General features: G+C 65.1%; 24 protein-coding genes. 11 read left to right on the forward strand and 13 right to left on the reverse strand.

Annotation, left to right across the window (positions count from 1 at the left end):
* Positions 1-11: 11 nt before the first annotated feature.
* The 7 genes from der to ndk all read right to left on the reverse strand — a co-directional run bounded on the left by der (position 12) and on the right by ndk (position 6,815).
* The gene (der, locus tag FA85_RS00660) at positions 12-1,409 is read right to left on the reverse strand and encodes a ribosome biogenesis GTPase Der (protein WP_036113005.1); all 1,398 of its coding nucleotides are present in this window, start codon (positions 1,407-1,409) and stop codon (positions 12-14) included.
* 23 nt (positions 1,410-1,432) lie between these two features.
* Complete coding sequence (gene bamB, locus FA85_RS00665) at positions 1,433-2,632, reverse strand: outer membrane protein assembly factor BamB (protein WP_036113002.1); 1,200 nt, start codon at positions 2,630-2,632, stop codon at positions 1,433-1,435.
* Complete coding sequence (locus FA85_RS00670) at positions 2,629-3,279, reverse strand: YfgM family protein (RefSeq protein WP_036113000.1); 651 nt, start codon at positions 3,277-3,279, stop codon at positions 2,629-2,631. The genes bamB and FA85_RS00670 overlap by 4 nt, the downstream gene beginning before the upstream one ends.
* A gap of 150 nt (positions 3,280-3,429) precedes the next feature.
* Positions 3,430-4,407: a helix-turn-helix domain-containing protein gene (locus FA85_RS00675; RefSeq protein ID WP_239739788.1), complete on the reverse strand. Its 978-nt coding sequence runs from the start codon at positions 4,405-4,407 to the stop codon at positions 3,430-3,432.
* A gap of 89 nt (positions 4,408-4,496) precedes the next feature.
* On the reverse strand, positions 4,497-5,267 hold the full coding sequence (gene pilW / locus FA85_RS00680) for a type IV pilus biogenesis/stability protein PilW (RefSeq protein ID WP_036112995.1): 771 nt from the start codon (positions 5,265-5,267) through the stop codon (positions 4,497-4,499).
* Complete coding sequence (gene rlmN / locus FA85_RS00685; protein WP_239709043.1) at positions 5,257-6,381, reverse strand: dual-specificity RNA methyltransferase RlmN; 1,125 nt, start codon at positions 6,379-6,381, stop codon at positions 5,257-5,259. The genes pilW and rlmN overlap by 11 nt, the downstream gene beginning before the upstream one ends.
* An 8-nt stretch (positions 6,382-6,389) precedes the next feature.
* Positions 6,390-6,815 carry a nucleoside-diphosphate kinase gene (gene ndk / locus FA85_RS00690; protein ID WP_036112989.1) on the reverse strand — a complete coding sequence of 142 codons (426 nt, stop codon included), beginning with the start codon at positions 6,813-6,815 and terminating at the stop codon, positions 6,390-6,392.
* Positions 6,816-7,068: 253 nt separating this feature from the next.
* On the opposite strand from ndk, the gene FA85_RS00695 reads away from it, so the two are divergent.
* Genes FA85_RS00695 through FA85_RS00705 form a run of 3 tightly spaced genes read left to right on the forward strand, consistent with a single transcriptional unit; the run spans position 7,069 to position 11,395 of the window.
* Positions 7,069-7,731, forward strand: a complete 663-nt coding sequence (locus FA85_RS00695) for a TetR/AcrR family transcriptional regulator (protein WP_036112986.1) — start codon at positions 7,069-7,071, stop codon at positions 7,729-7,731.
* A gap of 35 nt (positions 7,732-7,766) precedes the next feature.
* Complete coding sequence (locus tag FA85_RS00700) at positions 7,767-10,136, forward strand: 3-hydroxyacyl-CoA dehydrogenase/enoyl-CoA hydratase family protein (protein WP_036112983.1); 2,370 nt, start codon at positions 7,767-7,769, stop codon at positions 10,134-10,136.
* 50 nt (positions 10,137-10,186) lie between these two features.
* Positions 10,187-11,395, forward strand: a complete 1,209-nt coding sequence (locus FA85_RS00705) for an acetyl-CoA C-acyltransferase (protein ID WP_036112980.1) — start codon at positions 10,187-10,189, stop codon at positions 11,393-11,395.
* Positions 11,396-11,418: 23 nt separating this feature from the next.
* Here FA85_RS00705 and FA85_RS00710 read toward each other — a convergent pair whose 3' ends face one another.
* On the reverse strand, positions 11,419-11,754 hold the full coding sequence (locus FA85_RS00710; protein ID WP_036112977.1) for a tRNA-binding protein: 336 nt from the start codon (positions 11,752-11,754) through the stop codon (positions 11,419-11,421).
* Position 11,755: 1 nt separating this feature from the next.
* Positions 11,756-13,030 (reverse strand): NAD(P)/FAD-dependent oxidoreductase, encoded by a 1,275-nt coding sequence (locus tag FA85_RS00715; protein ID WP_036112973.1) that lies wholly within the window; start codon positions 13,028-13,030, stop codon positions 11,756-11,758.
* 112 nt (positions 13,031-13,142) lie between these two features.
* Between FA85_RS00715 and FA85_RS00720 the strand changes: the two genes are divergently transcribed.
* Positions 13,143-13,667, forward strand: coding sequence for a 3-hydroxyanthranilate 3,4-dioxygenase (locus FA85_RS00720; protein ID WP_036112971.1), 525 nt, complete (start codon positions 13,143-13,145; stop codon positions 13,665-13,667).
* Between the two features lie 9 nt (positions 13,668-13,676).
* Here FA85_RS00720 and FA85_RS00725 read toward each other — a convergent pair whose 3' ends face one another.
* Positions 13,677-14,237, reverse strand: coding sequence for an NUDIX hydrolase (locus FA85_RS00725; protein WP_051943623.1), 561 nt, complete (start codon positions 14,235-14,237; stop codon positions 13,677-13,679).
* A 143-nt stretch (positions 14,238-14,380) separates the two neighbouring features.
* Here FA85_RS00725 and FA85_RS00730 point away from each other — a divergent pair, with 143 nt between their 5' ends.
* The 3 genes from FA85_RS00730 (at position 14,381) to FA85_RS00740 (ending at position 18,596) form a co-directional block, all read left to right on the forward strand.
* On the forward strand, positions 14,381-15,349 hold the full coding sequence (locus tag FA85_RS00730) for a hypothetical protein (RefSeq protein WP_036112968.1): 969 nt from the start codon (positions 14,381-14,383) through the stop codon (positions 15,347-15,349).
* 217 nt (positions 15,350-15,566) lie between these two features.
* Positions 15,567-17,057 (forward strand): amino acid permease, encoded by a 1,491-nt coding sequence (locus tag FA85_RS00735; protein WP_036112965.1) that lies wholly within the window; start codon positions 15,567-15,569, stop codon positions 17,055-17,057.
* 90 nt (positions 17,058-17,147) lie between these two features.
* On the forward strand, positions 17,148-18,596 hold the full coding sequence (locus FA85_RS00740; RefSeq protein WP_036112962.1) for an amino acid permease: 1,449 nt from the start codon (positions 17,148-17,150) through the stop codon (positions 18,594-18,596).
* Positions 18,597-18,968: 372 nt separating this feature from the next.
* Here the strand turns inward: FA85_RS00740 and FA85_RS00745 are convergent, their stop codons facing one another.
* Positions 18,969-19,301: a high-potential iron-sulfur protein gene (locus FA85_RS00745; RefSeq protein WP_036112961.1), complete on the reverse strand. Its 333-nt coding sequence runs from the start codon at positions 19,299-19,301 to the stop codon at positions 18,969-18,971.
* A 187-nt stretch (positions 19,302-19,488) separates the two neighbouring features.
* Between FA85_RS00745 and FA85_RS00750 the strand changes: the two genes are divergently transcribed.
* The 4 genes from FA85_RS00750 to FA85_RS00765 all read left to right on the forward strand — a co-directional run bounded on the left by FA85_RS00750 (position 19,489) and on the right by FA85_RS00765 (position 22,654).
* Complete coding sequence (locus FA85_RS00750; RefSeq protein ID WP_036117534.1) at positions 19,489-20,133, forward strand: methylthioribulose 1-phosphate dehydratase; 645 nt, start codon at positions 19,489-19,491, stop codon at positions 20,131-20,133.
* Entirely contained in the window at positions 20,130-20,705 is a 576-nt protein-coding gene (locus FA85_RS00755; protein WP_036112958.1) for a 1,2-dihydroxy-3-keto-5-methylthiopentene dioxygenase, read from the forward strand. The genes FA85_RS00750 and FA85_RS00755 overlap by 4 nt, the downstream gene beginning before the upstream one ends.
* Before the next feature lie 208 nt (positions 20,706-20,913).
* Positions 20,914-21,597, forward strand: a complete 684-nt coding sequence (mtnC, locus tag FA85_RS00760; RefSeq protein WP_036112954.1) for an acireductone synthase — start codon at positions 20,914-20,916, stop codon at positions 21,595-21,597.
* Positions 21,581-22,654: a C13 family peptidase gene (locus tag FA85_RS00765; protein WP_036112953.1), complete on the forward strand. Its 1,074-nt coding sequence runs from the start codon at positions 21,581-21,583 to the stop codon at positions 22,652-22,654. The genes mtnC and FA85_RS00765 overlap by 17 nt, the downstream gene beginning before the upstream one ends.
* Positions 22,655-22,752: 98 nt before the next feature.
* Here FA85_RS00765 and FA85_RS00770 read toward each other — a convergent pair whose 3' ends face one another.
* Both FA85_RS00770 and FA85_RS00775 read right to left on the reverse strand, forming a co-directional pair.
* Complete coding sequence (locus FA85_RS00770) at positions 22,753-23,556, reverse strand: amidohydrolase (protein ID WP_036112949.1); 804 nt, start codon at positions 23,554-23,556, stop codon at positions 22,753-22,755.
* Positions 23,544-24,689 (reverse strand): pyridoxal phosphate-dependent aminotransferase, encoded by a 1,146-nt coding sequence (locus FA85_RS00775; protein WP_036112946.1) that lies wholly within the window; start codon positions 24,687-24,689, stop codon positions 23,544-23,546. Before FA85_RS00775 ends, FA85_RS00770 begins: the two co-directional genes overlap by 13 nt.
* Between the last annotated feature and the right edge of the window lie 4 nt (positions 24,690-24,693).

The raw sequence follows: 24,693 nt of genomic DNA on the forward strand, positions 1-24,693 counted from the left end.
GAGGGCGACGCTTACTTCTCGCGTCGCTTCGCGTTGCGGATCATTTCCCGGCGGCGGCGCTGCTGGCCTTCCGTCAGGACGTTCTTCTTGCCGGCGAACGGGTTCTCACCATCGCGGAAATCGATACGGATGGGCGTGCCTTCCAGCTTGTAACGCTTGCGGAAGAACCCTTCCAGGTAACGGCGGTAAGCCGGCGCAATGTGCTTGGTCCGGCTGCCGTGGATCACGATCGTCGGCGGATTGAATCCGCCCGGATGGGCGTAACGCAGCTTGGGCGCATGCCCGCGCACCAACGGCGGCTGATAGGCCTCGTAAGCCTGCTCGAGCGTCCGGGTCAGTTCGCTGGACGTCAGCACCTTCGTCGCTGCCCCGTGAGCGCGAATGACCGCCTTCATGAGTTCGCGCAGGCCGGAGCCGTGCAGCGCGGAAATGAAGACCGTCTTCGCCCACTCGGCGAACTGCAGGCGGCGCTCGAGCGCTTTCTGCGTCTGCTCGCGGGCATAAGAGTCCATGCCGTCCCACTTGTTCACCGCGATGACCAGCGCCCGGCCTTCTTCGATGGCGTGCCCGATGAGGGTCAGGTCCTGGTCGGCGAGGTTTTCCCGGGCATCGATCAGAACGACCGTCACCTGCGACGCAGCAATAGACTGCAACGTCTTGATGACGCTGAATTTCTCTACCGCTTCTTCGACGCGTGCACGACGGCGGACGCCGGCGGTATCGATCAGCGTGTAGCGCTTGCCGTCACGCTCCAGCGATACCCGGATCGGATCGCGCGTGGTGCCGGCGAGGTCCGAAACGATGAGACGATCCTCGCCCAGCAGACGATTGATCAATGTGGACTTGCCGGCATTGGGACGGCCGACGATCGCCACGCGGATGCCCTGATCTTCGAGCGCGGGGTCGTTATCCCTGTCGTCCGGCAGGTAACCGATGGCTTTGGCCACCAGCACGTCGACGCCGCGGTTGTGCGCGGCGGACATGGGCAGCGTTTCGGCGATGCCGAACGAAGCGAATTCGCCCAGCGCCACGATTTCATCGACGCCGTCGGTCTTGTTGACGACGACGATGACCGGCTTGCCGCTGCGGCGGAGCTCGGTGAGGATGCCGGCATCCAGCGGGAGGACGCCATCGCGGGCATCCACCACGAAGACGAGCAGGTTGGCCTCGCTGATCGCGAGACGAACCTGCTGCGCGGTGAGGCCTTCAATGCCTTCATCACTACCGGACAAGCCGCCGGTATCCACGACAACGAACGGTCGGGGACCGAGACGACAGACACCGTAGTGTCTGTCACGAGTGACGCCGGGCATATCGGCGACAAGAGCGTCCCTGCTACGCGTCAGCGCATTGAAGAGGGTCGACTTACCGACATTGGGACGGCCGACCAAAGCGACGACGGGCAACATGGGAGTTACATCTATCCTGTGGATCAGTTCGTCGCGATGCGGTAGGCGCCGATGTGGCCCTCGACATCTTCAACGAACACGGTGTCACCCACCACGAGGGGCTGGGCACGAATGGCTTTCTTGGACAGGCGCTCACGTGCGGCGATCTTGCCGTCGCCGACCGCCAGCCAGTGGATGTGACCGTCGAGGTCGCCGACCACGGCATAGTTGCCCTGGATCGCCGGCCCGGTCAGCCAGCGGTACTTGAGACCCGCCTGCTTCCAGATGTTCGCGCCGCTGCTCTTGTCGAAGGCGAAAACCTGCGACTGGTCGTCGACGCCGTAGACGGCGTTGTCTTTCACGTCCAGCGAGGTGAACGTCGAGAAGCCGTGATTCCACAGCGGACGCCCGCTCGGGCCGTCGATCGCGGTGAGGTTGCCATGGTACGCGGCGCCGTAAAGCGTGGTGCCATCGAGGACCAGCGAGCCATCGGCGTCGTTCAGGCGATCGATCTCGGTACGGCCTTCACCACTGGCGAGCGTCTGCTCCCAGAGCTTCTCACCGTTGTCCAGGCGAATGGCGATCAGCTTGCCGGCATCGCTGCCGACGAACACCACGCCGTTGGCGATCAGCAGGCGACCGTTGCCACGCAGGCTGAGGAGCGGCACCTGGGCCTGGTCGAACACCCAGCGGCGCTCGCCATTACTGGCGTCGATGCCGTAGATGCGACCGTCGTTGCAGCGAACGACGACCAGACCGTTGACGATGACGGGTGCCGTGATGACTTCCGACGACAGCTCGGACGACCAGCGACGCTCGCCGTCCTTCGCGTTGATACCGTACAGATGTCCATCCAGCGTGCCGATGGCGACGAGGTCGCCGGCGGCGCCGGGGCCACCGGAGAAGCGCGCGTCTTCGCGCTTGGCGTCGCCCCAGCCGAACCAGCCGTGCTGGCGGGTGCTCTTGGACCACAGCTTCTTGCCGGTCGAAGCCTCGAAGGCGGCGATCTTGCCGTCGGTGCTGGCGGCGTAAAGCACGTTGTCGACGACGGTCGGACGCATACGCACACCGGACTCGGCGGCGCCGTCACCGATGCTGGACTTCCAGAGACGCTCGACCTTGAGGGTCGGCTCGAACTTCTTGTCGAGCGGGGTCGGCGGTTCGACGTTTTCCTTCTTGAACGAATGGCAGCCGGCCAGAACGACCAGCGACGAAGTCAACGCGATTGCCCAAAAACGTTTCATGCACCCTGCTTCCCGGCCACTGCCAGATCATCGAGCTTTGTTTGAACCACACCGCGTTGCGGTGCGCTGTCGCCCATCGCGGCGATCGCCGCCTGATAGGCCTTGCGTGCGTCGTCGTGGCGTCCAAGCTTGACCAGCGCATCGCCGCGGAGTTCCTGCGCGATGGCCACAAACGACTTGCCCGGCATCGCGTCCAGCGCGGTGAGGGCGTCCTGTGGCTTGTTCTGGGCAAACTTGAGTTGTGCGACACGAAGCTGCACGAGTGTCTTGAGCGCGTCGTCCTTGGCATGGGCCACGGCCCAGTCCAGGTCGCCCGAAGCCTTGTCGAGCTGACCGGCCATGACGTTGCGCTGCGCCCGCTCGCCCGCTGCGAAGACGGACCAGGCGGTGTCCGCATAATCCTTCAGCAGCGTTTCGGTGTGGACGTCGATCGCATTGGCGTTGTTCTGCGCCACGGCCGCCTGAAGCGCCGAATATTCCCCGGCCGCCGCCTGCTCGTGACCGGCGCGGTGCGACTTCCACTGCTGCCAGCCAAAGATCAGCACGAGGCCCAGCGCGATGCCGACGGCGATCGAAACGCCGTTCTTGCGCAGCCATTGCTGGACGCGTTCGCCTTGTTCGTAGTCGTCGTATACGTCGAAAGACATGCAATCACCCACTGCGCTCCGCGCAGCACATCCTGAAGGGAACAAGCCCGCACCTGCCATCTGACGATGACGGGGCGGATCAATAGGCAAGGATAACCGAAAAGCGCGGGCCGGCGGCGCCGCGCTGAGACGGAACCACGCTCGCGGCGATCAGTTGGAGACCGGCGTCGCCTTGCCGTCGCGGATATCCACACGGAAACGGGCGACGTTGGCGCGGCGGAACGCGTCGATCTGCACGGCCTGCCCGTCCACCGAGGCCTGGGCACCCGTGGCATTGCCGATGCGGACATCCAGAGGGCTGTCGCTGCGGTAGGACTTCTGCGTTCCGGCAGGCAGGATGCCGTACTCCAGACGCGAGCCATCGGCGGCCGTCACTTCGACCCAGCTCGCGGACGGCAACGACAGGGAAAGGCTGTGCGCGCCCTGCCCCTGAGCCTTCGCCGCGTCATCGACGACAGGCGCGGCGGCGGCGGTAGCCAGCGGCGCCCTGGCGGCGCCCCGGTCCAGCGGCGGGAACATGGCCATCGACGCCAGCAGCGGTTGCTGGTCCTCGGCGCGGGGCTCCGACACGGCCGCCGGCCTGGCGGGGGCGGCATCGCTCGCGAGCGCGGTGGACGAGGCGCCGGCCGGGGCGTCCTGCTGAGCGACGGGAGCGGCATCCAGCGGAGCCAGGCGCGGCATATCGCGATCGAGCGTGCCGCGTACGCCGAGCCACACCATGGGCACGACGATCACCGCGGTCAGCACGACGTACGTGGCGGCGGTCACATAGCGCTCGAGCAGATAGCGCGAATGGGACACCCCACCGGTGACGACGAGCTCCGGCTGGCGCGGGGTCAGGCGCGCGAGCTCGGCCTGAATGGCTTCCGGGTCGACGCCGAGATGGTTGCCGTATTTACTGAGATAGCCGGCCAGATAAACCTGGTAGTCGATGCCACCGTACTCGCCCGCTTCCAGCTGGCGCAGCAGGCGCGACGGCAGACGCAACGCCTGGCCGCAGGCCTCGACGGTGTAGCCACGCGCCTCCCGGGCGGCACGCAGACGGGCTCCGAAGCCCGTGGTGCCAGCGCCGAGGTCGATGAGGACGCGACCGCCCTCGTCAGCGTTCACATCGAGCTGGGGATCCATGGCTTGCTCCGTGTGTGCGTTCGGCGCGAGCCCGGCGAACAGATCCTGTTCGCGATCGTCCCGACCGGAAGAATTCGAAGGTACGGATGTCATTGACGTGCGCTGGCTTCGAGTGAGCGCGCTTGTTCCGAATCCGGGAACTGTGAGCGCAACCGTTTGGCATAGTCCTGGGCAACCTCCCCGTTGCCCAGACGGAGCTCGATATCGCGACCGAGCTTCAACGAATCCGGAGTGGGCCTGGCCAGCGCTTCGTAGCGCTGCATGAAGGCCCGTGCCCGGAACGCATCGTTCTTAAGGTACAACAGGTAAGCCATCTGATACAGGGCATCGGCGTTGTTGCCATTACGCTCGAGCGCTTTACGGAAGTAACCTTCCGCGGCCTCATAATCGTGAGCCTGGATCTGACAGGTGCCCGCGTTGGTCATGGCCAGGTCGGGCGTCTCGTAAAACGGATCCGCAAGGGCGCGATCGAAGAACGGTTTGGCCTCGCCGGCACGCCCCTGCTTGCACAGGAACACGGCGAGATTGTTGTTCAGCGACCCCTTTTTCGGATCGAACTCTATGGCCTTACGGTAGTGCAGCTCCGCATTGACCGGATCGTTGATCCGCTCGTAAAGCACCGCGATCACCGTGTGGGCGGGCACATATCTGGGATCGAAGCTCAGCGCTTTCTGCAGTTTTTCCATCGCGCCCTGCAGGTTGCCGCTCTCCATGTAGCGCTGACCGAGTTCGGTGTGCACCTGAGCTCCCTTGGCGCGCTCATCCGCCGCCGTGGCGGGCTTCAGGACCGAGCCGTCACCCACGCAGCCGGTGCACGCCCACACGAGCGCCACCAGCATCCCCCACCGCTCAAGCCGCATTCACCACTCCCTCTTCCAGCTTCTTGCGGAATTCCGCCTGACGGCGCGTGCGATCGACCACCTGCCCCTTGAGCTGGCCGCAAGCGGCGTCGATGTCGTCACCACGGGTGCGGCGAAGCATCGTAAGTACACCGGCGTTGAGCAGCTGGGTCTGGAAGTTGCGGATGTCTTCCTGATTGGAGCGCTCGAAGCGAGTTCCCGGGAACGGATTGAACGGAATGAGGTTGACCTTGTTCGCGCCCGGCAGGCGGCGCATGAACTTGATCAGCTGCCTGGCATGTTCGGGGCGATCGTTGATGCCCTTCATCAGCGTGTATTCGAACGTGATCGAGGTGCGCGGCGCGCGATTGATGTAGCGCTCGCAGGCCGCCATGAGCTCCGCCAGCGGGTAGCGCTTGTTCAGCGGGACCAGCTCGGTGCGCAGCTCGTCGTTGGCCGCATGAAGCGAGACGGCCAGCGAGACGTCGCTTTCCGTCGAAAGCTTGTCGATCATCGGAACGAGGCCTGCCGTGGAGAGCGTGACGCGCTTGCTGGCCAGGCCGAAGCCCAGGTCGTCGCGCATCAGACTCATGGCCTTCACCACGTTGTCGAAATTGAGCAGCGGCTCACCCATGCCCATCATCACCACGTTGGTGATGCGGCGTTGCTGGTGAGGCACGTTGCCCAGATGTTTGGCCGCGACCCAGACCTGACCGATGATCTCGGCCGTCGACAGGTTGCGGGAGAAACCCTGCGTTGCCGTGGAGCAGAACTGGCAGTTCAGGGCGCAGCCGACCTGCGACGACACGCAAAGCGTGCCGCGGGTCGGCTCCGGGATGTACACGGTCTCGATGGCGTTGCCGCCATCCATACCGAGCAGCCACTTCTGGGTGCCGTCGACCGCGGTCTTTTCGAACGCGGTCTTGGGCGGGCCCACATAGCAGCTGGCGCTGAGCTTTTCACGCAACGCCTTGCCGACATCGGTCATATTCTCGAAATCGCTTTCGAGACGGTGGTAGATCCACTTCATGACCTGTTCGGCGCGATAGGGCTTCTCGCCGAGCTGGGCGAAGAAATCGCGCAGCCCCTGGCGATCGAAATCGAGCAGGTTGACCTTGTCAGCAGGCGTATTCACGGCGTGTCTCAGTGCGAAACGACTTCCGAGTCGTTGAAGAAGTACTTGATCTCGTTCGCGGCGTTCTCGAGCGAGTCCGAACCATGGACCGCGTTGGCGTCGATGGACTCGGCGAAGTCGGCGCGGATCGTGCCCGCGGCGGCTTCTTTCGGATTGGTGGCGCCCATCAGGTCACGGTTCTTGAGGACCGCGCCTTCGCCTTCCAGGGCCTGGATCATGACCGGGCCGGAGATCATGAAGTCGACCAGGGCGCCGAAGAACGGACGCTCCTTGTGGACGGCGTAGAAGCCTTCGGCCTCTTCGCGGGTCAGCTGCTTCAGCTTCGCGGCAACGATCTTAAGACCGGCCTTCTCGAAGCGGGTCAGGATTTCACCGATGACGTTCTTCTTGACGGCGTCGGGCTTGATGATCGAAAGGGTGCGCTCCAGCGCCATACGTTTGCTCCGGGGAATGGGAAAAGGGTGAACGAGTCTGCCAGCGTCCGCGGGGACGCCCGGTGAAAGTTTGGGGCCAAAGCCGTCAGGAATGACTGACTTAGCTCACGAAATCTTGACAGATTCTAGCTCAATCGCAAGCCGTTTGCAGGCCTCCGGCGTCATGTGCGTTCGCACATTGACCCTTTTGCGGACCCGGGCGTATTCTCAAACGATCGTTTGATTCAAACCTGCCGCTTCGGAGTCCGCCGACATGACCAGCGCACCCTACGCGTCCCGCGAGCGGACCACCAAGGAACGCATCCTGGGTGCCGCCGAGGCCCTGTTCGCCACGCATGGCTTCGCCGGGGCGTCGCTGCGCCAGGTGACGGCTGCCGCCCGGGTCAATCTGGCCGCGGTCAACTACCACTTCGGTTCGAAGGACAAGCTGATCGAGGAAGTGTTCCGCCGCCGGCTGGACGAGCTGAACAGCCGGCGCCTGGCGGCACTGGCCAGGGTGGCTGGCAAGGCCGGGACGTCCCTGGAGGACATCCTCGACGCCTACATCAGGCCGGCTCTGGACCTGTCCCGGAACGACGGGGGCGGCGCCGCCTTCGTCCGCGTACTGGCCCGGGCCTATGCCGAGCACAACGAGACGCTGCGCCGGTTCCTTTCCGAGAACTACGGCCACGTGCTGCGGCAGTTCGCCGCCGAGTTCGGCCGCCTGCTCCCTGGTCTCGCCAAGGAGGAGATTTACTGGCGCCTCGACATCGTCACCGGCGCGCTGACCTATGCGATGGCCGATTTCGGAATCATCCAGCGCAAGAACGACGTGGACGAACGCGACCACCGGGAGAGCGCCGCCGAGCACCTCATCCGCTTCGCCGCCGCCGGCCTGCGAAGCCCCACCGTTTCGAACTCCACGGCCACGCGCTGACCGTGGACGAATCCCAAGTACCACCGGAGATCATCATGACCGCAACACCGTTACGCATTCGCAAGGCCGCGGTACTCGGCGCCGGCGTCATGGGCGCGCAGATTGCCGCTCACCTGACGAACGCCAACGTTGAAACCGTGCTGTTCGACCTGCCCGCGAAGGAAGGTCCGAAGAGCGGCGTCGCCCTCAAGGCGATCGCCAACCTGGCCAAGCTGTCGCCCGCCCCGCTGGCGGAGAAAACGCTTGGCGCCGCGATCATCCCGGCGAACTACGAGGACGATCTGGCCCAGCTGGCCGACGTGGACCTGGTGATCGAAGCGATCGCCGAGCGCATGGACTGGAAGCTCGACCTGTATCAGAAGATCGCCCCGCACGTGTCGAAGACCGCCGTGCTGGCGTCCAACACGTCGGGCCTGTCGATCAACGGGCTGGCCGAGGCGCTGCCCGAAGAGATGCGCCACCGCTTCACGGGTGTGCATTTCTTCAACCCGCCGCGTTACATGCATCTGGTCGAGCTGATCCCGACCAGACTGACCGACAAGGGCGTACTGGAAGGCCTCGAAGCCTTTCTGACCACGACGCTGGGCAAGGGCGTCGTCTACGCCAAGGACACCCCGAACTTCATCGGCAACCGCATCGGCGTGTTCTCGATGCTGTCGACCATGCACCACACCGAACAGTTCGGCCTGGGATTCGACACCGTCGACGCGCTGACCGGCCCGGCCATCGGCCGCCCGAAGAGCGCCACCTTCCGCACCGCGGACGTCGTCGGCCTCGACACACTGGCGCACGTGGTCAAGACCATGGGCGACACGCTCCCGGACGATCCGTGGCACTCGTATTTCCAGCCGCCGGTCTGGCTCAAAGGTCTGATCGACAAGGGCGCGCTCGGCCAGAAGACCGGCGCGGGTTTCTACCGCAAGGCCGGTAAGGACATCGTGGTGCTCGACCTGCAGAAGCAGGACTATCGCCCGTCCGAGCAGAAGGCCTCCGACGAGGTCTCGGCCATTCTGGCAATCAAGGATCCCGCCGAGAAGTTCGCCCGGTTGCGCGCGTCGCAGGATCCGCAGGCCCAGTTCCTCTGGGCGGTGTTCCGCGATCTCTTCCATTACACCGCCTTCCACCTGGCCGATATCGCCGAGACGGCGCGTGACGTCGATTTCGCCATCCGCTGGGGTTACGGCTGGAAGCTCGGTCCCTTCGAGCTCTGGCAGGCCGCCGGCTGGCAGCAGATCGCCGGCTGGATCGCTGAAGACATCGCCGCCGGCAAGACCATGAGCAGCGCACCCCTGCCCGCCTGGGTCACCGACGGTCGGGCCGGCGTGCACGGCAAGGCCGGCTCGTACTCGGCCAGTGCCAACGCGGAGAAGCCGCGTTCCTCGCACCCGGTCTACGCGCGCCAGGCCTTCCCGGATCCGATCCTGGGCGAGAAATTCGACCAGGGCACCACGGTCTGGGAAAACGACGGCGTGCGCCTGTGGCACTCGGGCGACGACATCGGCGTGATCTCGTTCAAGACCAAGATGCATACGGTCAACGATCACGTGCTCGACGGCATCCAGCATGCGATCGGCCTGGCGGAGCAGCAGTTTCGCGGCGTCGTGCTGTGGCAGCCGTCCGAGCCGTTCTCGGCCGGTGCGGACCTCAAGGGCGCGCTGGGCCTCTTGGAAGCCGGCAAGCTGGCTCAGTTCGAAGCCATGGTGGCGAACTTCCAGGCCACCAGCATGCGCATCAAGTATTCGCTGGTGCCGGTGATCGCGGCCGTTCGCGGCCTGGCCCTCGGTGGAGGCTGCGAGTTCCAGATGCATTCGGCGCGTACGGTCGCGGCGCTGGAAAGCTATATCGGTCTGGTCGAAGCCGGCGTGGGCCTGCTGCCCGCTGGCGGTGGCCTGAAGGAGTTCGCCGTGCGCGCCGCGCAGGCCAACCCGGAAGACCCGTTCGAGTTCCTGAAGAAGATTTTCGAGACCGTGGCGATGGCCAAGGTCTCGACCAGCGCACTCGAAGCCAAATCCATGGGTCTCCTGCGCCAGGACGACATCGTGGTCTTCAATTCGTACGAGGTGCTGCACGTGGCCAAGGCCCAGGCGGTCGCCCTGGCCGAGTCCGGCTATCGCCCGCCCATGCCCGGCCGCGCCATCCCGGTCGGCGGCGACGTCGCCACGGCCACGTTCAAAGCCTCGCTCGCGAATCTCGCCGAAGGCTATTTCGCCTCGCCGCATGACATCGACATCGCCAGCCGCATCGCCGACACCCTGGCGGGCGGCAAGATCGAGCGTGGCTCGCTGGTCGATGAGACGTGGCTGCTCGCGCTCGAGCGTCGCCACTTCGTCGAACTGGCACAGACCGAAAAGACCCAGGCCCGCATCGCGCACACGATGACGACGGGGAAGCCGCTGCGTAACTGACGCGCTTCGCGCTCTTACGCATCCGACTTCACCACTTAAAGGAACCAATCATGAGCAAGCAAGTGCAAGACGCGTACATCGTCGCCGCCACCCGCACCCCGGTGGGCAAGGCGCCGCGCGGCGTGTTCCGCAATACCCGCCCCGACGACCTGCTCGCGCATGTCATCCGCGCCGTCATCGAGCAGGCCCCGGGCATCGACCCCGCCCTGATCGCCGACGCCGTCATCGGCAACGCGATGCCGGAAGCCGAGCAAGGCATGAACGTCGCACGCATCGGCGTGCTGCTGGCGGGCCTGCCGGAGCAGGTCCCGGGCGTCACCATCAACCGCTTCTGCTCGTCCGGCGTGCAGGCCATCGCGATGGCGGCCGACCGCATCCGCCTGGGCGAGGCCGACCTGATGCTCGCCGGCGGTACCGAGTCGATGAGCATGGTGCCGATGATGGGCAACAAGATCGCCATGAATCCGGCGATCTTCGACAACGACGAAAACCGCGCCATCGCGTTCGGCATGGGTATCACGGCCGAGAAGGTCGCCGAGCGCTGGAAGGTCAGCCGCGAGGATCAGGACCGCTTCGCCCTGCAGTCGCACGAGCGTGCCTTCGCGGCGATCGCCGCCGGTGAGTTCAGGGACGAGATCACCCCGTTCCAGCTCGACGACCGCTACCCCTACCTGAAGAACCACAGCGTTCGCGAAGACCGTCGCGTCATCGACACCGACGAAGGTCCGCGCAAGGACACGACGCTGGAGGTCCTCGGCAAGCTGCGTCCGGTGTTCCGCAACGGCCAGTTCGGCGGCTCGGTCACCGCGGGCAACTCCTCGCAGATGTCCGACGGTGCCGGCGCCCTGCTGATCGCCAGCGAGAAGGCGATCAAGGACCACGGTCTGACCCCGCTTGCGCGCTTCGTCGGTTTCTCCGTCGCCGGTGTGGCGCCCGAAGTCATGGGCATCGGCCCGAAGGAAGCGATTCCCAAGGCACTCAAGCAGACCGGCATCACCCAGGATCAGCTCGACTGGATCGAACTGAACGAGGCCTTCGCGGCGCAGGCGCTCGCGGTCATCCGCGATCTCGGCCTCGATCCGTCGAAGGTCAATCCGCTGGGCGGCGCCATCGCGCTGGGCCACCCGCTGGGCGCTACCGGCGCCATCCGCGCCGCCACGCTGATCCACGGCCTCCGCCGCCGGAAACAGAAATACGGCATGGTGACGATGTGCATCGGCACGGGCATGGGTGCCGCCGGCATCTTCGAATCGCTGTGAGGTGAGGCGGTGTCCGGCGGGGATCAGGCCAGCCTGGCCCCGTTCGGCACCGCCCGCTCCGTCGTCGTGATCACCACGCCCTCATCGGTATGAAATCCGGTCAACAGGAACTGCGACCGGAACGGCCCGATCTGCTTCTCGGGGAAATTGATCACCCCGACGATCTGCTTGCCCACCAGCTCCTCGGCCGCATAGATCGCGGCGACCTGCGCACTGGTCTTTCGTTCGCCGTGCGGACCGAAGTCCGCCCAGATCTTGTAGGCCGGGCGCCGTGCCTCGGGAAAGGCCTCCGCGCGCACGATGGTGCCTGCGACGAGCATGACCTTCTCGAAGTCGGCCCAGCTGATTTCCTCGCTCATGTCATCCTTCCAGTCGCGACTTGAACCAGTCGCGGAATTCATGATTCCAGTACGTCCCCTGAGCCGCAAGATAACCGAACGGGCGATGCACGGGATCCAGACCGAAGTCCGCGTAGGCCGCGAGGGACGTGTCTCCGCCGGCGATCGCATCGGCCAGCGCTTCGCCCGCCGCGCAGGTTGGTGCCAGCCCATGGCCTCCGAAGGCCTGTGCGTACCATAGTCCGTTGCCGTGAGTGCCGACCTGGGGCATCTCATGGCGTGCATAGCTCATCAGGCCCGACCAGGCTTTCTCGATCCGTGCATCCTTCAGGGACGGGAAGACGCGTGCCAGATCGCGCCTGAGCAATCGCTGCACGGCGCGCGGCGACCGGTCGCGCACCGAGATGCGACCGCCCCAGAGCAGCCGCGTGTCCGTCAGGGGACGGTAATAATCGAAGGCGAAGCGTGTGTCGTAGATCGCCGCGCGCGTCCGCAGGCACGCACCCAGGCTTTCGCCCAGCGGCTCCGTCACCATCACATACGTCGCAATGGGAAGCACGGCGCGGTCTATGTCGCGATCCAGCCCGGCCAGATAGCCGCCGCAGGCCAGGACGACGTTCGGCGTTTCGATTTCCGCATCGCCCACGCGCAGCGTCCAGCGTGGTCCGCGACGCTCAAGCATGCGCACCCGCGATCCCTCGTGGAGGGTGACTCCTGCGCTCTCGGCGGCACGCGCCAGCCCGCGCGCATAAGCCAGCGGGTCGATGTGCAGGGCGTTCCGCTCGTACAGACCATCGTGATAGCGAGCACTGTGAACGAACTCATGCATGGCGTTCGCGGGTATCCACTGCCAGTCGGCCCCGTACTCCCGCGCGAGCAGTTCCTGGCGCGCACGCAGCAGGCCGGCATCGCGGAACCAGTTCGCCCAGACCACCCCGGCGTCGACCATGTCGCAGTCGATGGTCAGCGTGGAGATGCGCTCGCGAATGAGGTTCACGGCATCCACCGTGCGGCCGTAGAGCTGTCTTGCACGGCCGGGGCCGGCACGTTCCAGCAGCGCGCGCTCACCCAGTGAGTAACCGGCGAAGACGAAGCCACCGTTGCGGCCGGACGCGCCGAAACCGATGGTCTCCGCGTCGAGCAACACGATGTCGCGCACGCCCCGCGCGGCGAGACCGAGGACGGTATTCAGCCCGGCAAAGCCGCCGCCAACGACCACGACGGCCGCCTCGCGCCTGCCCTGCGGCGGCGGCCGGCGTTCGGGTGCGGGGACCCGGTCGTGGTACCACGACGGCATGGGCGGCGATCCAGTGACGAAAGAGCGCAGTTGTACGACAGTGCGGGCCACGACGGGAAGTACCCGAAGACACCGGAGTATGATTCAGTGACTTCTCATACGACGCCCGGCCATGAGTCTGCCCCCCCCGATCGACCTTCAGCGATGGATCGACGACAACCGCGCGCTGCTCAAGCCGCCAGTCGGCAACAAATGCATCGTCGATGGCGATTTCATCATCATGATCGTCGGTGGCCCGAACGCGCGCACCGATTACCACTACGACGAGGGCCCGGAGTTCTTCTATCAGCTCGAAGGCGAGATGGTCCTGAAGGTGCAGGACGAAGGTCGGGCACGCGACATACCGATCCGTGCCGGCGAAGTCTTCTACCTGCCCGCGAGAGTCCCGCATTCACCGCAACGCATGCCCGATTCGGTAGGCCTCGTCGTCGAGCGGCGGCGGCTGGCGGGTGAACGGGACGGATTGATGTGGTTCTGCGAAAACTGCAACCACAAGCTGTTCGAGACCTATTTCCCTTTGGACAGCATCGAGAACGACTTCCCGCCCGTCTTCGAGCGCTTCTACCGGTCGGTCGAGGCGCGCACATGCACCGAGTGCGGCACTCTGCATCCGGCACCGGCGAAATATAAGGACTGAGGCCCCGCGCTACGACAGCAGCGTATCGCGCATGACGAGCCACTTGGCCGCCATGCGTCGCAAGGACACATCCGCTTCCGGATCCGCCGCGATATCGGCGACCGGACGCCACGCCAGCGCGAGTGCTTCCTCGTTGACGACGAACGTCTCGTCGCCGCGCGCGACCACCACGTAACGCACGTCATGGTGCCAGTGCTCCGGCTCGTGCCCCCGTGCGGGGATGCGATGGGTATCGACGTCGAAGATGACGGGATGAACCTCGAGATCCCGCAGTCCGGTCTCTTCCCGCGCTTCGCGAAGGGCGACCTCGGCCAGGTCGGGGTCGCCATCGGCATGACCGCCCGGCTGAAGCCAGCGGCCGAGCTTGCGATGCAGCATGAGCAGAACGCGCTCGCCGTCGCCGCTGACCAGCCATGCGGAGCCGGTGAAGTGCCCGGCCAACGTCTCGCGATGGAATGGCTGCTCGCTATCGCGTAACCAGGCGACACATCGCTCCACATCCGGTTCGGCTGGCCATCGCTCGCCATAGTGACGAAAAGCATCGAGCAAGGCGTGGCGTTCGGCGTGCATGCGGACCCTTCGGTGGCGGTCGAGCTGAGCATTCTCGCACGACATTTTAGGACTAATCCGATGTTTTTCAGGGGACATGGCCGCCTAGGATGGGTCCATGCGCACGACGCGCATGGCAGTTCAGCCCAGCAAGGAATCGCAGCATGCGCTACATCCCCAACGTCACCGCCCTCTTACTCGCCCTGACGATACCGCCAGCCTTCGCCGCACAGGCGTCGCCGGAGCAGGAATCGCCCCGCTTTACCGGCCCGCTCGTGACGCCCGCCGTCAACACGATGCCGATGGGGATGCTCAACATCGAGCCTTACCTCATCCATACGAATACGCGAGGCAGCTACGACAACACCGGTCACCGCCGCGAGCAGCATCCGATGTACCGTCAATGGCAGGTCGCCGTTCCCATGACGTACGCCCTGACCGACAGCAGTGCGGTTCAGCTCACGCTGAACGCCTCGCGCACGTCCGGCGGCGGACGGCACACCGACGGTCTTCGCATGGGCGACTCCGTACTGCGCGTGCAACAGCGCCTGATCGCCCCCGCGGCTGACGGCACCGGCCTGGTGCTCGCCCTGGCGGTGGCGCAGCGCTTCGTCACCGGCAAATACCAGCGACTGGACACCAATCCGCTGAATGCGACGGGCAATGGCGCCGCGCGAACCACGCTGAGCCTCGGCGCGCAGCAGCTGCACTGGCTGCCGAACCACCACGCCTTGCGCTGGCGCGGGCAACTCGCCTGGAGCCCGTCGCCGGGGCACGTCAAGGTTCACGACAGCAGCGTTTATGGCACCGCCGAAGGATTTCGCGGCCGGGCACGCGTCGGACAGGCCTGGAACGCGACCCTTGCCGCCGAATATGTCCTCGACACGCGCTGGGGCCTGGTCGGCGAAGCGATCTGGAATCGCGCGAGTGCGGTGTCCGTCAGCGGTCGGTCGCGCCACGGGCAGACGACCCGCCATCGTGTCCCCGCATCCCATGACATCAGCCTCGCCCCGGCGGTGGAGTACCACTTCAGCCCCACGGTGGGGCTCATCGCAGGCGTCCAGTTCACCGTCGCGGGCCGCAACGCCGGCGACTACGTGGCACCGCAGGCCGCGCTGAACATGGTTTTCTGAGAAAGCAGCACCGCGCCATGCACAACCGCCGTAAGTCATGCTCGACATCCGCACCCTGTCCGTGCAGGGCCTTGGCACGCCCCGCATCGCAGCTTGTACGGCCAATGCCCGCTGGGCTATGGTGCCGTGCCAGCGCTTTAAGACAGCGGCGTGTCCACCGTGAGTCACGCGGCGGTCCCAATAATAAAAGGCTACATTCCGGTAGTAGGGGAGACACATGTTGAAACACCTGTTCGCGACGCATCCGATCGAGGCCGCGCCGCACGTAGACGCCGGTGAGCACATCAGCACCAGCGTCCACGGAAATAACGAGCTGAAGCGCGTACTCACCGCGAAGCACCTCATCCTTCTCGGTGTCGGCGCCGTCATCGGTGCAGGTATCTTCGTCATCACCGGCCAGGCCGCCGCGCTTCACGCGGGTCCCGCACTGGTCATCAGCTTCCTTATCGCCGGTTTCGCCTGCGCCCTTGCAGGCCTCTGCTACGCCGAATTCGCGGCCATGCTCCCGGTCTCGGGCAGCGCCTACTCCTATTCCTACGCCACGCTCGGCGAGTACGTCGCCTGGTTCGTCGGCTGGAATCTCGTCCTCGAATACCTGTTCGCCGCCGCGACGGTCGCCGCGGGCTGGTCAGGCTATTTCAACGAACTGCTCGGCATGGTCGGCCAGTTCACCGGCAGCAATCTCGCCCTGCCCGCCGCGCTCGCGTCGGCGCCGTACCAGTTCGTCGAGGGGCATATCCAGGCGACCGGCACCCTGATCAACCTCCCCGCGGTCTGCATCATCGCGGCGCTGTCGGGCCTGTGCTACGTCGGTATCACTCAGTCGGCCTTCGTCAACTCGATCATCGTGGCGATCAAGGTCACCGTGATCCTGCTGTTCCTCGCTTTCGCCATCCAGGTGATCAACCCGTCCAACTGGCATCCGTTCATCCCGGAAGCGGAAGGCCCGGGTACCTACGGCTGGGGCGGCATCTTCCGCGCCGCGACCATCGTGTTCTTCTCCTATGTCGGCTTCGATGCGGTCTCCACCGCCGCCGGCGAAGCGAAGAACCCGCAGCGCGACATGCCGATCGGCATTCTCGGCTCGCTCGCCATCTGCACGGTGCTGTACATCGCCGTCGCGCTGGTCCTGACCGGTATCGCCCCGTTCCGCATGCTCAACACGCCGGAGCCGGTCGCCACCGCGCTTGGTCTGTATCCGCATCTGTCCTGGCTGAAAGCGCTGGTCATCCTCGGTGCGATCACCGGCCTGTCCTCGGTCATCCTCGTGATGCTCATGGGCCTGCCGCGCATCTTCTTCTCGATGGCGAAGGACGGCCTGCTTCCGCAGACCATGGCCAAGGTGCACCCGAAGTTCCGCACGCCGTACATCGGTACGATCATCGTGGGCGTCGCCGCGGCCGCCATGGCCGGCCTGTTCCCCGTCAGCGTGCTCGGTGAGCTCGTCTCCATGGGTACCCTGCTCGCCTTCGCCACCGTCTGCATCGGCGTGCTGATCCTGCGTTACACCCGTCCGGAGCTGAAGCGCAGCTTCCGCGTTCCGTTCGTCTGGCCGATCTGCATCATCGGCGCCCTGGCCTGCGTCTACCTGTTCTGGCAGGCATTTGAAGAACACTGGCGGCTGATGTGCGGCTGGATCGTCATCGGCCAGCTGATCTACTTCGGCTACGGTTACGCACACAGCAAGTTGCGCAAGTCGCTCTCCTGATCGACACGCTCACGTGACAAGGCCGGCGGGCTCCCGCCGGCCTTTCCGTTTGCGGCTATTCTCTCAACGTCTTTTCTTTCCGGGCCGCCCATGCTCAAGCAGTTACTCGCCAAGAAAGCCCCTCAGGCTGAACCCGACGACGCGCACGGCCCCGCCCTGCGGCGCACCCTTGGCCCCTGGGGTTTGACCGCGCTGGGCATCGGCGCGGTCATCGGCGGCGGCATCTTCGTCATCACCGGCGTCGCCGCGGCGGAGCACGCCGGCCCGGCGATCATCATCTCCTTCATCCTCGCGGCCATCTGCAGCACGTTCACCGCGCTGTGCTATGCCGAGTTCGCCTCGATGATTCCCGTTTCCGGTAGTGCGTACTCCTACGCGTACGCCACCCTCGGCGAAGGTGCCGCCTGGTTCATCGGCTGGAACCTCGTCCTCGAATATGGCGTCTCGGCGTCCGCCGTCGCAGTCAGCTGGACGGGCTATTTCGTCAGCTTGCTCGACCACGTCGGCATTCATATCCCGACCGTCCTGACCAACGCGCCGCTCGATTACGTCGATGGCCACCTGGTCACCACCGGCGCCCTGTTCAATCTTCCGGCCGTAGGTATCGTGCTGGCGCTGACCTGGCTCTGCTACGTCGGCATCCGCGAGTCCGCCGGCATCAACATGGCGATGGTGCTGCTGAAGACCGCCCTGATCATCACCGTGATCGTGGTCGGCGCACAGCACATCGATACCGCCAACTGGCACCCGTTCATCCCTGAGAACCAGGGAGAGAACAAGTACGGCTGGTCCGGTATCCTGCGCGGCGCCTCCATGGTGTTCTTCGCCTACATCGGCTTCGAGGCGACCTCGACGGCGGCGCAGGAATCCAAGAACCCGCAGCGCGACATGCCTATCAGCACCCTCGCCTCGCTCGGCATCTGCACGGTGCTGTACATCGCCATGGCCGCCGTGCTGACCGGCCTCGTCCCGTTCACCGAGCTCGGAACGTCCGAACCGGTCGTCACCGCCATCCGCAACCATCCGGAACTCGGCTGGTTGCGCGGCGTGGTCGAAGTGGGCGCCCTCATCGGCTTGTCCTCGGTGGTGCTGGTCATGGTCATCGCCCAGCCACGCATCTTCATGATCATGGGTCGCGACGGGCTGCTGCCGAAGGTGTTCACCACCGTGCACCCGAAGTACCGCACGCCGCACCTCAACACGGTGATCACGGGCGCCGGTATCGCGTTGCTCGCCGCCGTCTTCCCGTTGAACGTTCTCGGCGACCTGACCTCGATGGGCACGCTCATCGCCTTCTGTGCCGTGTGTGGCGGTGTCCTGATCCTGCGCTTCACCGCGCCGGACCTCCCGCGCACCTTCCGTGTGCCCTGGGTCTGGTTCACCTGCCTCGCCGGCATCGCCAGCTGTATCGCCCTGCTGTTCTACATGAGCTGGTACAACTGGGCGCTGATGGGCGCGTGGACCCTGATCGGCATGGCCATCTATGGCGCGTACGGGTATCGCCACAGCCGGCTGAAGCACGGCTCCTCACGCGTGTAAGCCGCTAACAAAAATCTTACAGAAAGTATTAGGTTTTCGTTATAAGGTCTTGTTTTGCGACGAGATAGGCAGAAATTCGCCTGTCATTTAACTGCCATTGGCAGCCTGCGGCGGGAGGGGAGTATGATCCTCAGTCCGCGGGTAAATCACTTGGCAGTGGGCCCCGGATTGCCGCCCAGCGCGTCAGGCGGGTCAGCTCCTCGGCCTGACGCGCTTGGGCTGCATTTTGCGATTCCCATGATTTCATGGGCTGGAAAGGCCGGCTGTGGAGCTGGCCTTTTTCTTTGGTCGGGCTCGGGAAAGCGGTCCGTCCGGCCCACCACAAAAAAAGCGCCCGAAGGCGCTTTTTCCTTATCCACCGTCAGGCCGGCATCACATCATCGCGGCGTGCGAAACGCACCAGCCCTTGGCGGCCACGGCCTTGCCGGGGAACAGCTGGCATGGGCCCCATGCGGCGCCGGCCTTTCCGCTGTAGAAGTTACAGTTCATGCAGGCGTCCTTCGGATCCTTCTTGCCAGCGGCCTTGCTGCCGTCCTCGACGTATTTCAGCGCCGAAGCCGTCGGGTCGCTCGTGGCGAGGTGCGGCAGGTCCTGCGCGTTCGCGAAACGCGGCACCGTCCCGAGGACCGCCGCAGCGGCCACGCCGCCAGCGGCGGCCTTGAGGAAGCGGCGGCGCCCCTCCATATTCTTATCGTCTTGCGACATTGGTTAACCTCCGTCGATAAAGCAACCTGCGGGCCAGATGGCTCGCACCCAGTTGAAGCGTACGCGATTTGCCAAAATAGCAGTGGTTCGCATTCCGCTCCGCGACGTCTGGTCGCAGCAGACCGGAAAAAAAGTCCGCCTTGGCGTGCGTGATACACTTCATACCCGTTTGGACGTCCAAATCTCCATGTCGAAGACCCTGTCCCACCTCGATCCCGCCCTGCTCGCCGAGCGCGCCGACGCCATCGCCGATGCGGCACGCGAGCTTGCGGCCTTCGGCTGGACTCCGGCGACCAGCAGCAACTTCTCGATGCGGATCGACGACGAGCTCGCCGCCATAACGATTTCCGGCCGCGACAAGGGTCGGCTGGGACGCGACGACATCATGGTCGTCGACATGGATGGCAAGGCCGTCGGCTCGGACAACCGCCCTTCCGCCGAGACCGGACTCCATACCCAGGTGTATCGCCGTTTTCCCGAAGCCAACGTCGTGCTGCACACGCATTCGCGAACGCAGAGCGTCTGCTCGCGCCTGTTTGCAGATGAGGGCCGGGTGCGCCTCGAAGGCTGGGAGCTGCAGAAGGCCATCACGGGCTACACCACGCATGAAAGCGTGCTCGACATCCCCGTTTTCCCCAATACCCAGCACATGCCGGAGCTCGAAGCCCGTGTGGACGCCTGGATCGACTCCGGCAAGCCGCTACATGCCTACCTGATCAACGGGCACGGCATCTACACGTGGGGTCGGGACATGGCCGAGACGCGCCGTCACCTTGAGGCACTCGAATTTCTGCTGGGCTGCGAACTCGACCTGAGGAGGCTGACCCCATGAGCCGTCTGCGCATCTACGAAGACAACAAGCACGAAGCGCCGGTCGCGGTGCTCGAGAATCATGCCGACATCGCAGCGGCGCTCCATGCGGTCGGCGTGCGCTTCGAGCAGTGGGAAGCCGGCCAGCCAATCACCCCGGGTGCGACGCAGGACGAAGTCATCGCCGCCTACCGCGCCGACATCGATCGGCTGATGGCGGAGAACGGCTATCGGTCGGTCGATGTCATCAGCCTCAAACCCGATCACCCCGATCGTGCCGCGTTCCGCCAGAAGTTCCTCAACGAGCACACGCACAGCGAAGACGAAGTACGCTTCTTCGTCGCGGGTGCCGGTCAGTTCACCCTGCATCTCGACGGCAAGGTGTACGAGGTGCTTTGCGAAAAGGGCGACCTGATCGGCGTACCGGATGGCACGCCTCACTGGTTCGACATGAGCGAGTCGCCCTACTTCGTGGCTATTCGCCTGTTCACCAACACCGAGGGCTGGGTGGCGAACTTCACCGGAACGGATATCGCGGAGCGCTTCCCGCGCATGAACCCGCACGCGTCCGCCGGGCAGACCAGCGAAGCCTGAGTCCTGCCCGCGCCGGGCTTCGGCCGGCGCGCACGACGGCTCTCACCACCTCGCGGATGACCTCCGCGAGGTGGTGGCTGGGGTCGGATACCCCCCTTAGCGAGCGAGCCTGTTCACGTTCCGCGACCTCCCGTGACGCCCGGCCATTCCGCCGGCCCTGGTCGTCGTTTATCCTGCATGGTCTCCCCGCCCCGCAGGCTTCCATCGCATGTCCGATATCCGCGCCGTCCTCACCGACATCGAAGGCACCACCAGCTCGATCGACTTCGTCAAGGACGTGCTGTTTCCGTATGCCCGTCAGCACCTGCCGGCCTACGTGGAAACACATACGGACGAACCCGAGGTACAGCACTGGCTGCACGAAGCCGCCAAAGAGGCTGGCATCGTCGAGGCGACACGGGGTGAGATCATCGACCTGCTGATTCGCTGGATCGACGAAGACCGCAAGTCCACGGCCCTGAAGGCGCTGCAGGGCATGATCTGGCGTGAAGGTTACGAGTCGGGCGTTTACACCTCCCACATGTATCCCGAAGTAGCGGCACGCCTGCGGGCCTGGCATCAGCAGGGGCTCTCGCTCTACGTGTATTCGTCGGGTTCGGTGCCCGCGCAGAAGCTGCTGTTCGGCTTCACGGAAAACGGCGATCTCACTCCTTTGTTCTCCGGTTACTTCGATACGCAGACGGGTCACAAGCGCGAAACGGACTCGTACCGGAAGATCGCCGAAGCGATCGGTCTCGAACCCGCGCAGGTTCTGTTCCTTTCCGACATCCGCGAAGAGCTCGACGCCGCCCGCGATGCCGGCATGCTCACCACCCACCTCATCCGTCCGCCGCTTCCGCTGGTGGACGCCGGCCACCCCGCCGTAACGGATTTCGATGCCATCATTCCTTGATCCACGCCGACGCACGGCGATCTACGTGCTGGCCGCGTTTGCGGTCGGCGTGCTGGGAACCGTCGGCGTCCTTCGTTTCGGGCCTGCTCCCGTGACGATGCGCCCCGTCGCCGCCGTCTCCGCGCCCCGGGTCGCGCCGGCGGCCGGTGCGACGACAGCCGGGCCAGCCCGGCCGGCAAGCACGTCCGCTCCTGCGACAGCGAACGACGACGCCGACAACGATCAGCCCGTCGAGCTCGACGCGAGCGCGTGGCCGGACGATGCTCCCACGCCAGAGCAGGTTTTCTCCGCACAGCCTGATCAGGTCAGAGCATCGCTGGCCAGGCTGGCGAAGCGCCGACCGGGAAAGACCAACGTCTACGCCATCGCTTTCGCGGGCGACGGCTCCGAGGACGTGTTCCGCAACGAGGCCGAGTACCTGAATCGCCTGATGACGACGCGGTTCGGCAGCCCGGGGCATACGCTGGTGCTGGAGAACAATCCGGCAACGCTGTCGACCCATCCCCTCGCCAGCTGGACCAATCTCGAGGCCGCCCTGACCGGACTGTCGAAGGTGATGGACCCGAAGGAAGACGTGTTGCTGCTCTATGTCGCGACCCACGGCGGCAGCGACCACTCCCTGCTCGTGGATATGGACCCGATTCCGCTGGATCAGCTCGACGTCGACGGCCTTGCCGATATCTTCGCCAAGCACCCGTTCCGCTGGAAGGTCGTGGTGGTCAACGCGTGCTACTCCGGCGGCTTCGTCCCGAAGCTGCGCGGCGAAGGCACCCTGGTCATGACCTCGGCGCGCACCGACCGCACCTCGTTCGGCTGCGGCGCCGACTCGGACATCACGTACTTCGGCCGTGCCTGGCTCACCGACGGACTGAATGCCACCAGCGATTTCGTGGAAGCCTTCGGTAAGGCGAAGACGGAAATCGCGGCGTGGGAGAAGACGGATTCGCTCGAGGCGTCGGAGCCGCAGATCGACGTCGGTGAGGGCATCGAAGACAAGCTGGCAGCGTGGCGGAAGGGCCTCAAGGCTGGGCCGGTAGTTCCGTTCAGCGCAAGGTAGGGCGCGCCCCGCGCGCGGTAGGAGCGCGCCCCGCGCGCGAAAAGCCAACGAAGCGCCGACGCCGGACCCCAACGCGCAAGGCGCGCTCCCACATCCGGTCAGACCGACACGTCCAGAGAGAACCGATCCGCATCCATCCAGGCAGGAAACCGCTCGCGGTGCGCCTGCAACGGCTTCGGATCGAGCACGAGGGTGACCACCTGCTCCTGCGGCCCAAGTTCGACCAATGGCTCGCCCACCGGATCGATGACCGCGCTGTCGCCCGCGTACGGATGGTCGTTACCGTCCACCCCGACGCGATTCACGCCGATCACGTAGGCCAGGTTCTCGATCGCCCGCGCACGCAGCAAGGTGCGCCACGGCTGACGACGCGGCGCCGGCCAGTTGGCGACGAACAGCGCGAGGTCGTAATCCATGCCACCCGCGGCTTCCTCACGACGGCCGTTGCGCAGCCACACCGGGAAGCGCAGGTCGTAGCAGACCTGCGGAAGAATACGCCACCCCTTGAGCTCCACGATCAGGCGCTCGTTACCGCCACCGTAGCGGGTGTGCTCGCCCGCCATGCGGAACAGGTGTCGCTTATCGTAGTAAGCCAGCGAGCCGTCGGGAGACGCCCAGATCAGCCGGTTGAAGACCGTCTCGCCTTCGCGGATCACCAGACTGCCGGTGACCGTGGCATTCACCTCGCCGGCCAGCGCGCGCATCCACGCCACGCTCGCGCCGTCCATGGTCTCCGCATTGCCGAGCGTATCGTTGGTGAAGCCCGACAGGAAGGTTTCCGGCAGGACGAAGAGGTCGCTCCGCGCGGCGCCGCGCACCAGCGCGCCGTAATACTCGCGGTTAGCCGCCGCGTCGTGCCAGCGGGTCGCGCCCTGGACAAGCGTGACGGTCAGAGTTTGCACAGCAGCTCCACGGCGGCTTCCATGGTGGCGTCGTTCTTCGCGAAGCACAGCCGGACCAGCCGCGTGTCCGGGGCGCTTTCGTAGAACGGGCTCAGCGGAATGGCGGCGACACCGCCCTCGCGCACGAGCCATTCACTGAAATTGATGTCGTCGAGATCGCGGATCGCGCTGTAATCGACCAGCTGGAAGTATCCGCCCGGCACGTCCAGCAGCTTCAGTCGCGACGGTGCGAGCAACTCGCGAAAACGATCGCGCTTGGCCTGATAGAAGGCCGGAAGCTCGAGGTAATGCTCAGGCGTGGACTCGAGGAACTCGGCGAACGCCTGCTGCGCCGGGTTGAAGGTGCAGAAGGTCAGGTACTGATGCACCTTGCGGAACTCGGCGGTCAGCGCCTTCGGCGCGATGGCATAGCCGACCTTCCAGCCCGTGCAGTGATACGTCTTGCCGAACGACGACACGACGATGCTCCGCGTGGCGAGTTCCGCATGGCGCAGCACGCTCTGATGCTCGGCGCCATCGAACACGATGTGCTCGTAGACCTCATCGGACAGCACCACGATGCCGGAATCGCGCACGATGGACGCGAGCTCGTCGAGATCGGCGCGCGAGAGGACCGCACCCGACGGGTTATGCGGCGAATTGATCAGGATCATGCGCGTCTTCGGCGTGATCGCGTCGCGAACCCTCTGCCAGTCGATGCCAAAGGAGGGCAAGGTCAGCGGAATATGCACGGCGGCCGCGCCCTGCAGTTCGATGGCCGGCTCGTAGCTGTCGTAGCACGGATCGAAGACGATGACCTCGTCACCGGCGCGCACGACGGCGGCGATGGCCGAGAACAGCGCTTCTGTGGCGCCCGAGGTGACCGTTACTTCCGTATCGGGACTGACCCGATGGCCGTAGAGCCGCTCGGTCTTGAGGGCGATCTGCTCGCGCAGCTTCGGGATGCCGACGCCCGGCGCATACTGATTTTTGCCCTCGGCCATGGCGCGCGTGACCGCGTCGCGCAGTGCCTCCGGCGGCTCGAAATCGGGAAAACCCTGCCCCAGATTCACCGCCTTGTGTTCCAGCGCGAGCTGGCTCATGACACTGAAAATCGTCGTGCCGACCTTGGGAAGCTTGGTTTCGAGCTGCATTGAA

It is taken from the genome of Luteibacter mycovicinus, from assembly GCF_000745235.1.
Lineage (GTDB): Bacteria > Pseudomonadota > Gammaproteobacteria > Xanthomonadales > Rhodanobacteraceae > Luteibacter > Luteibacter mycovicinus.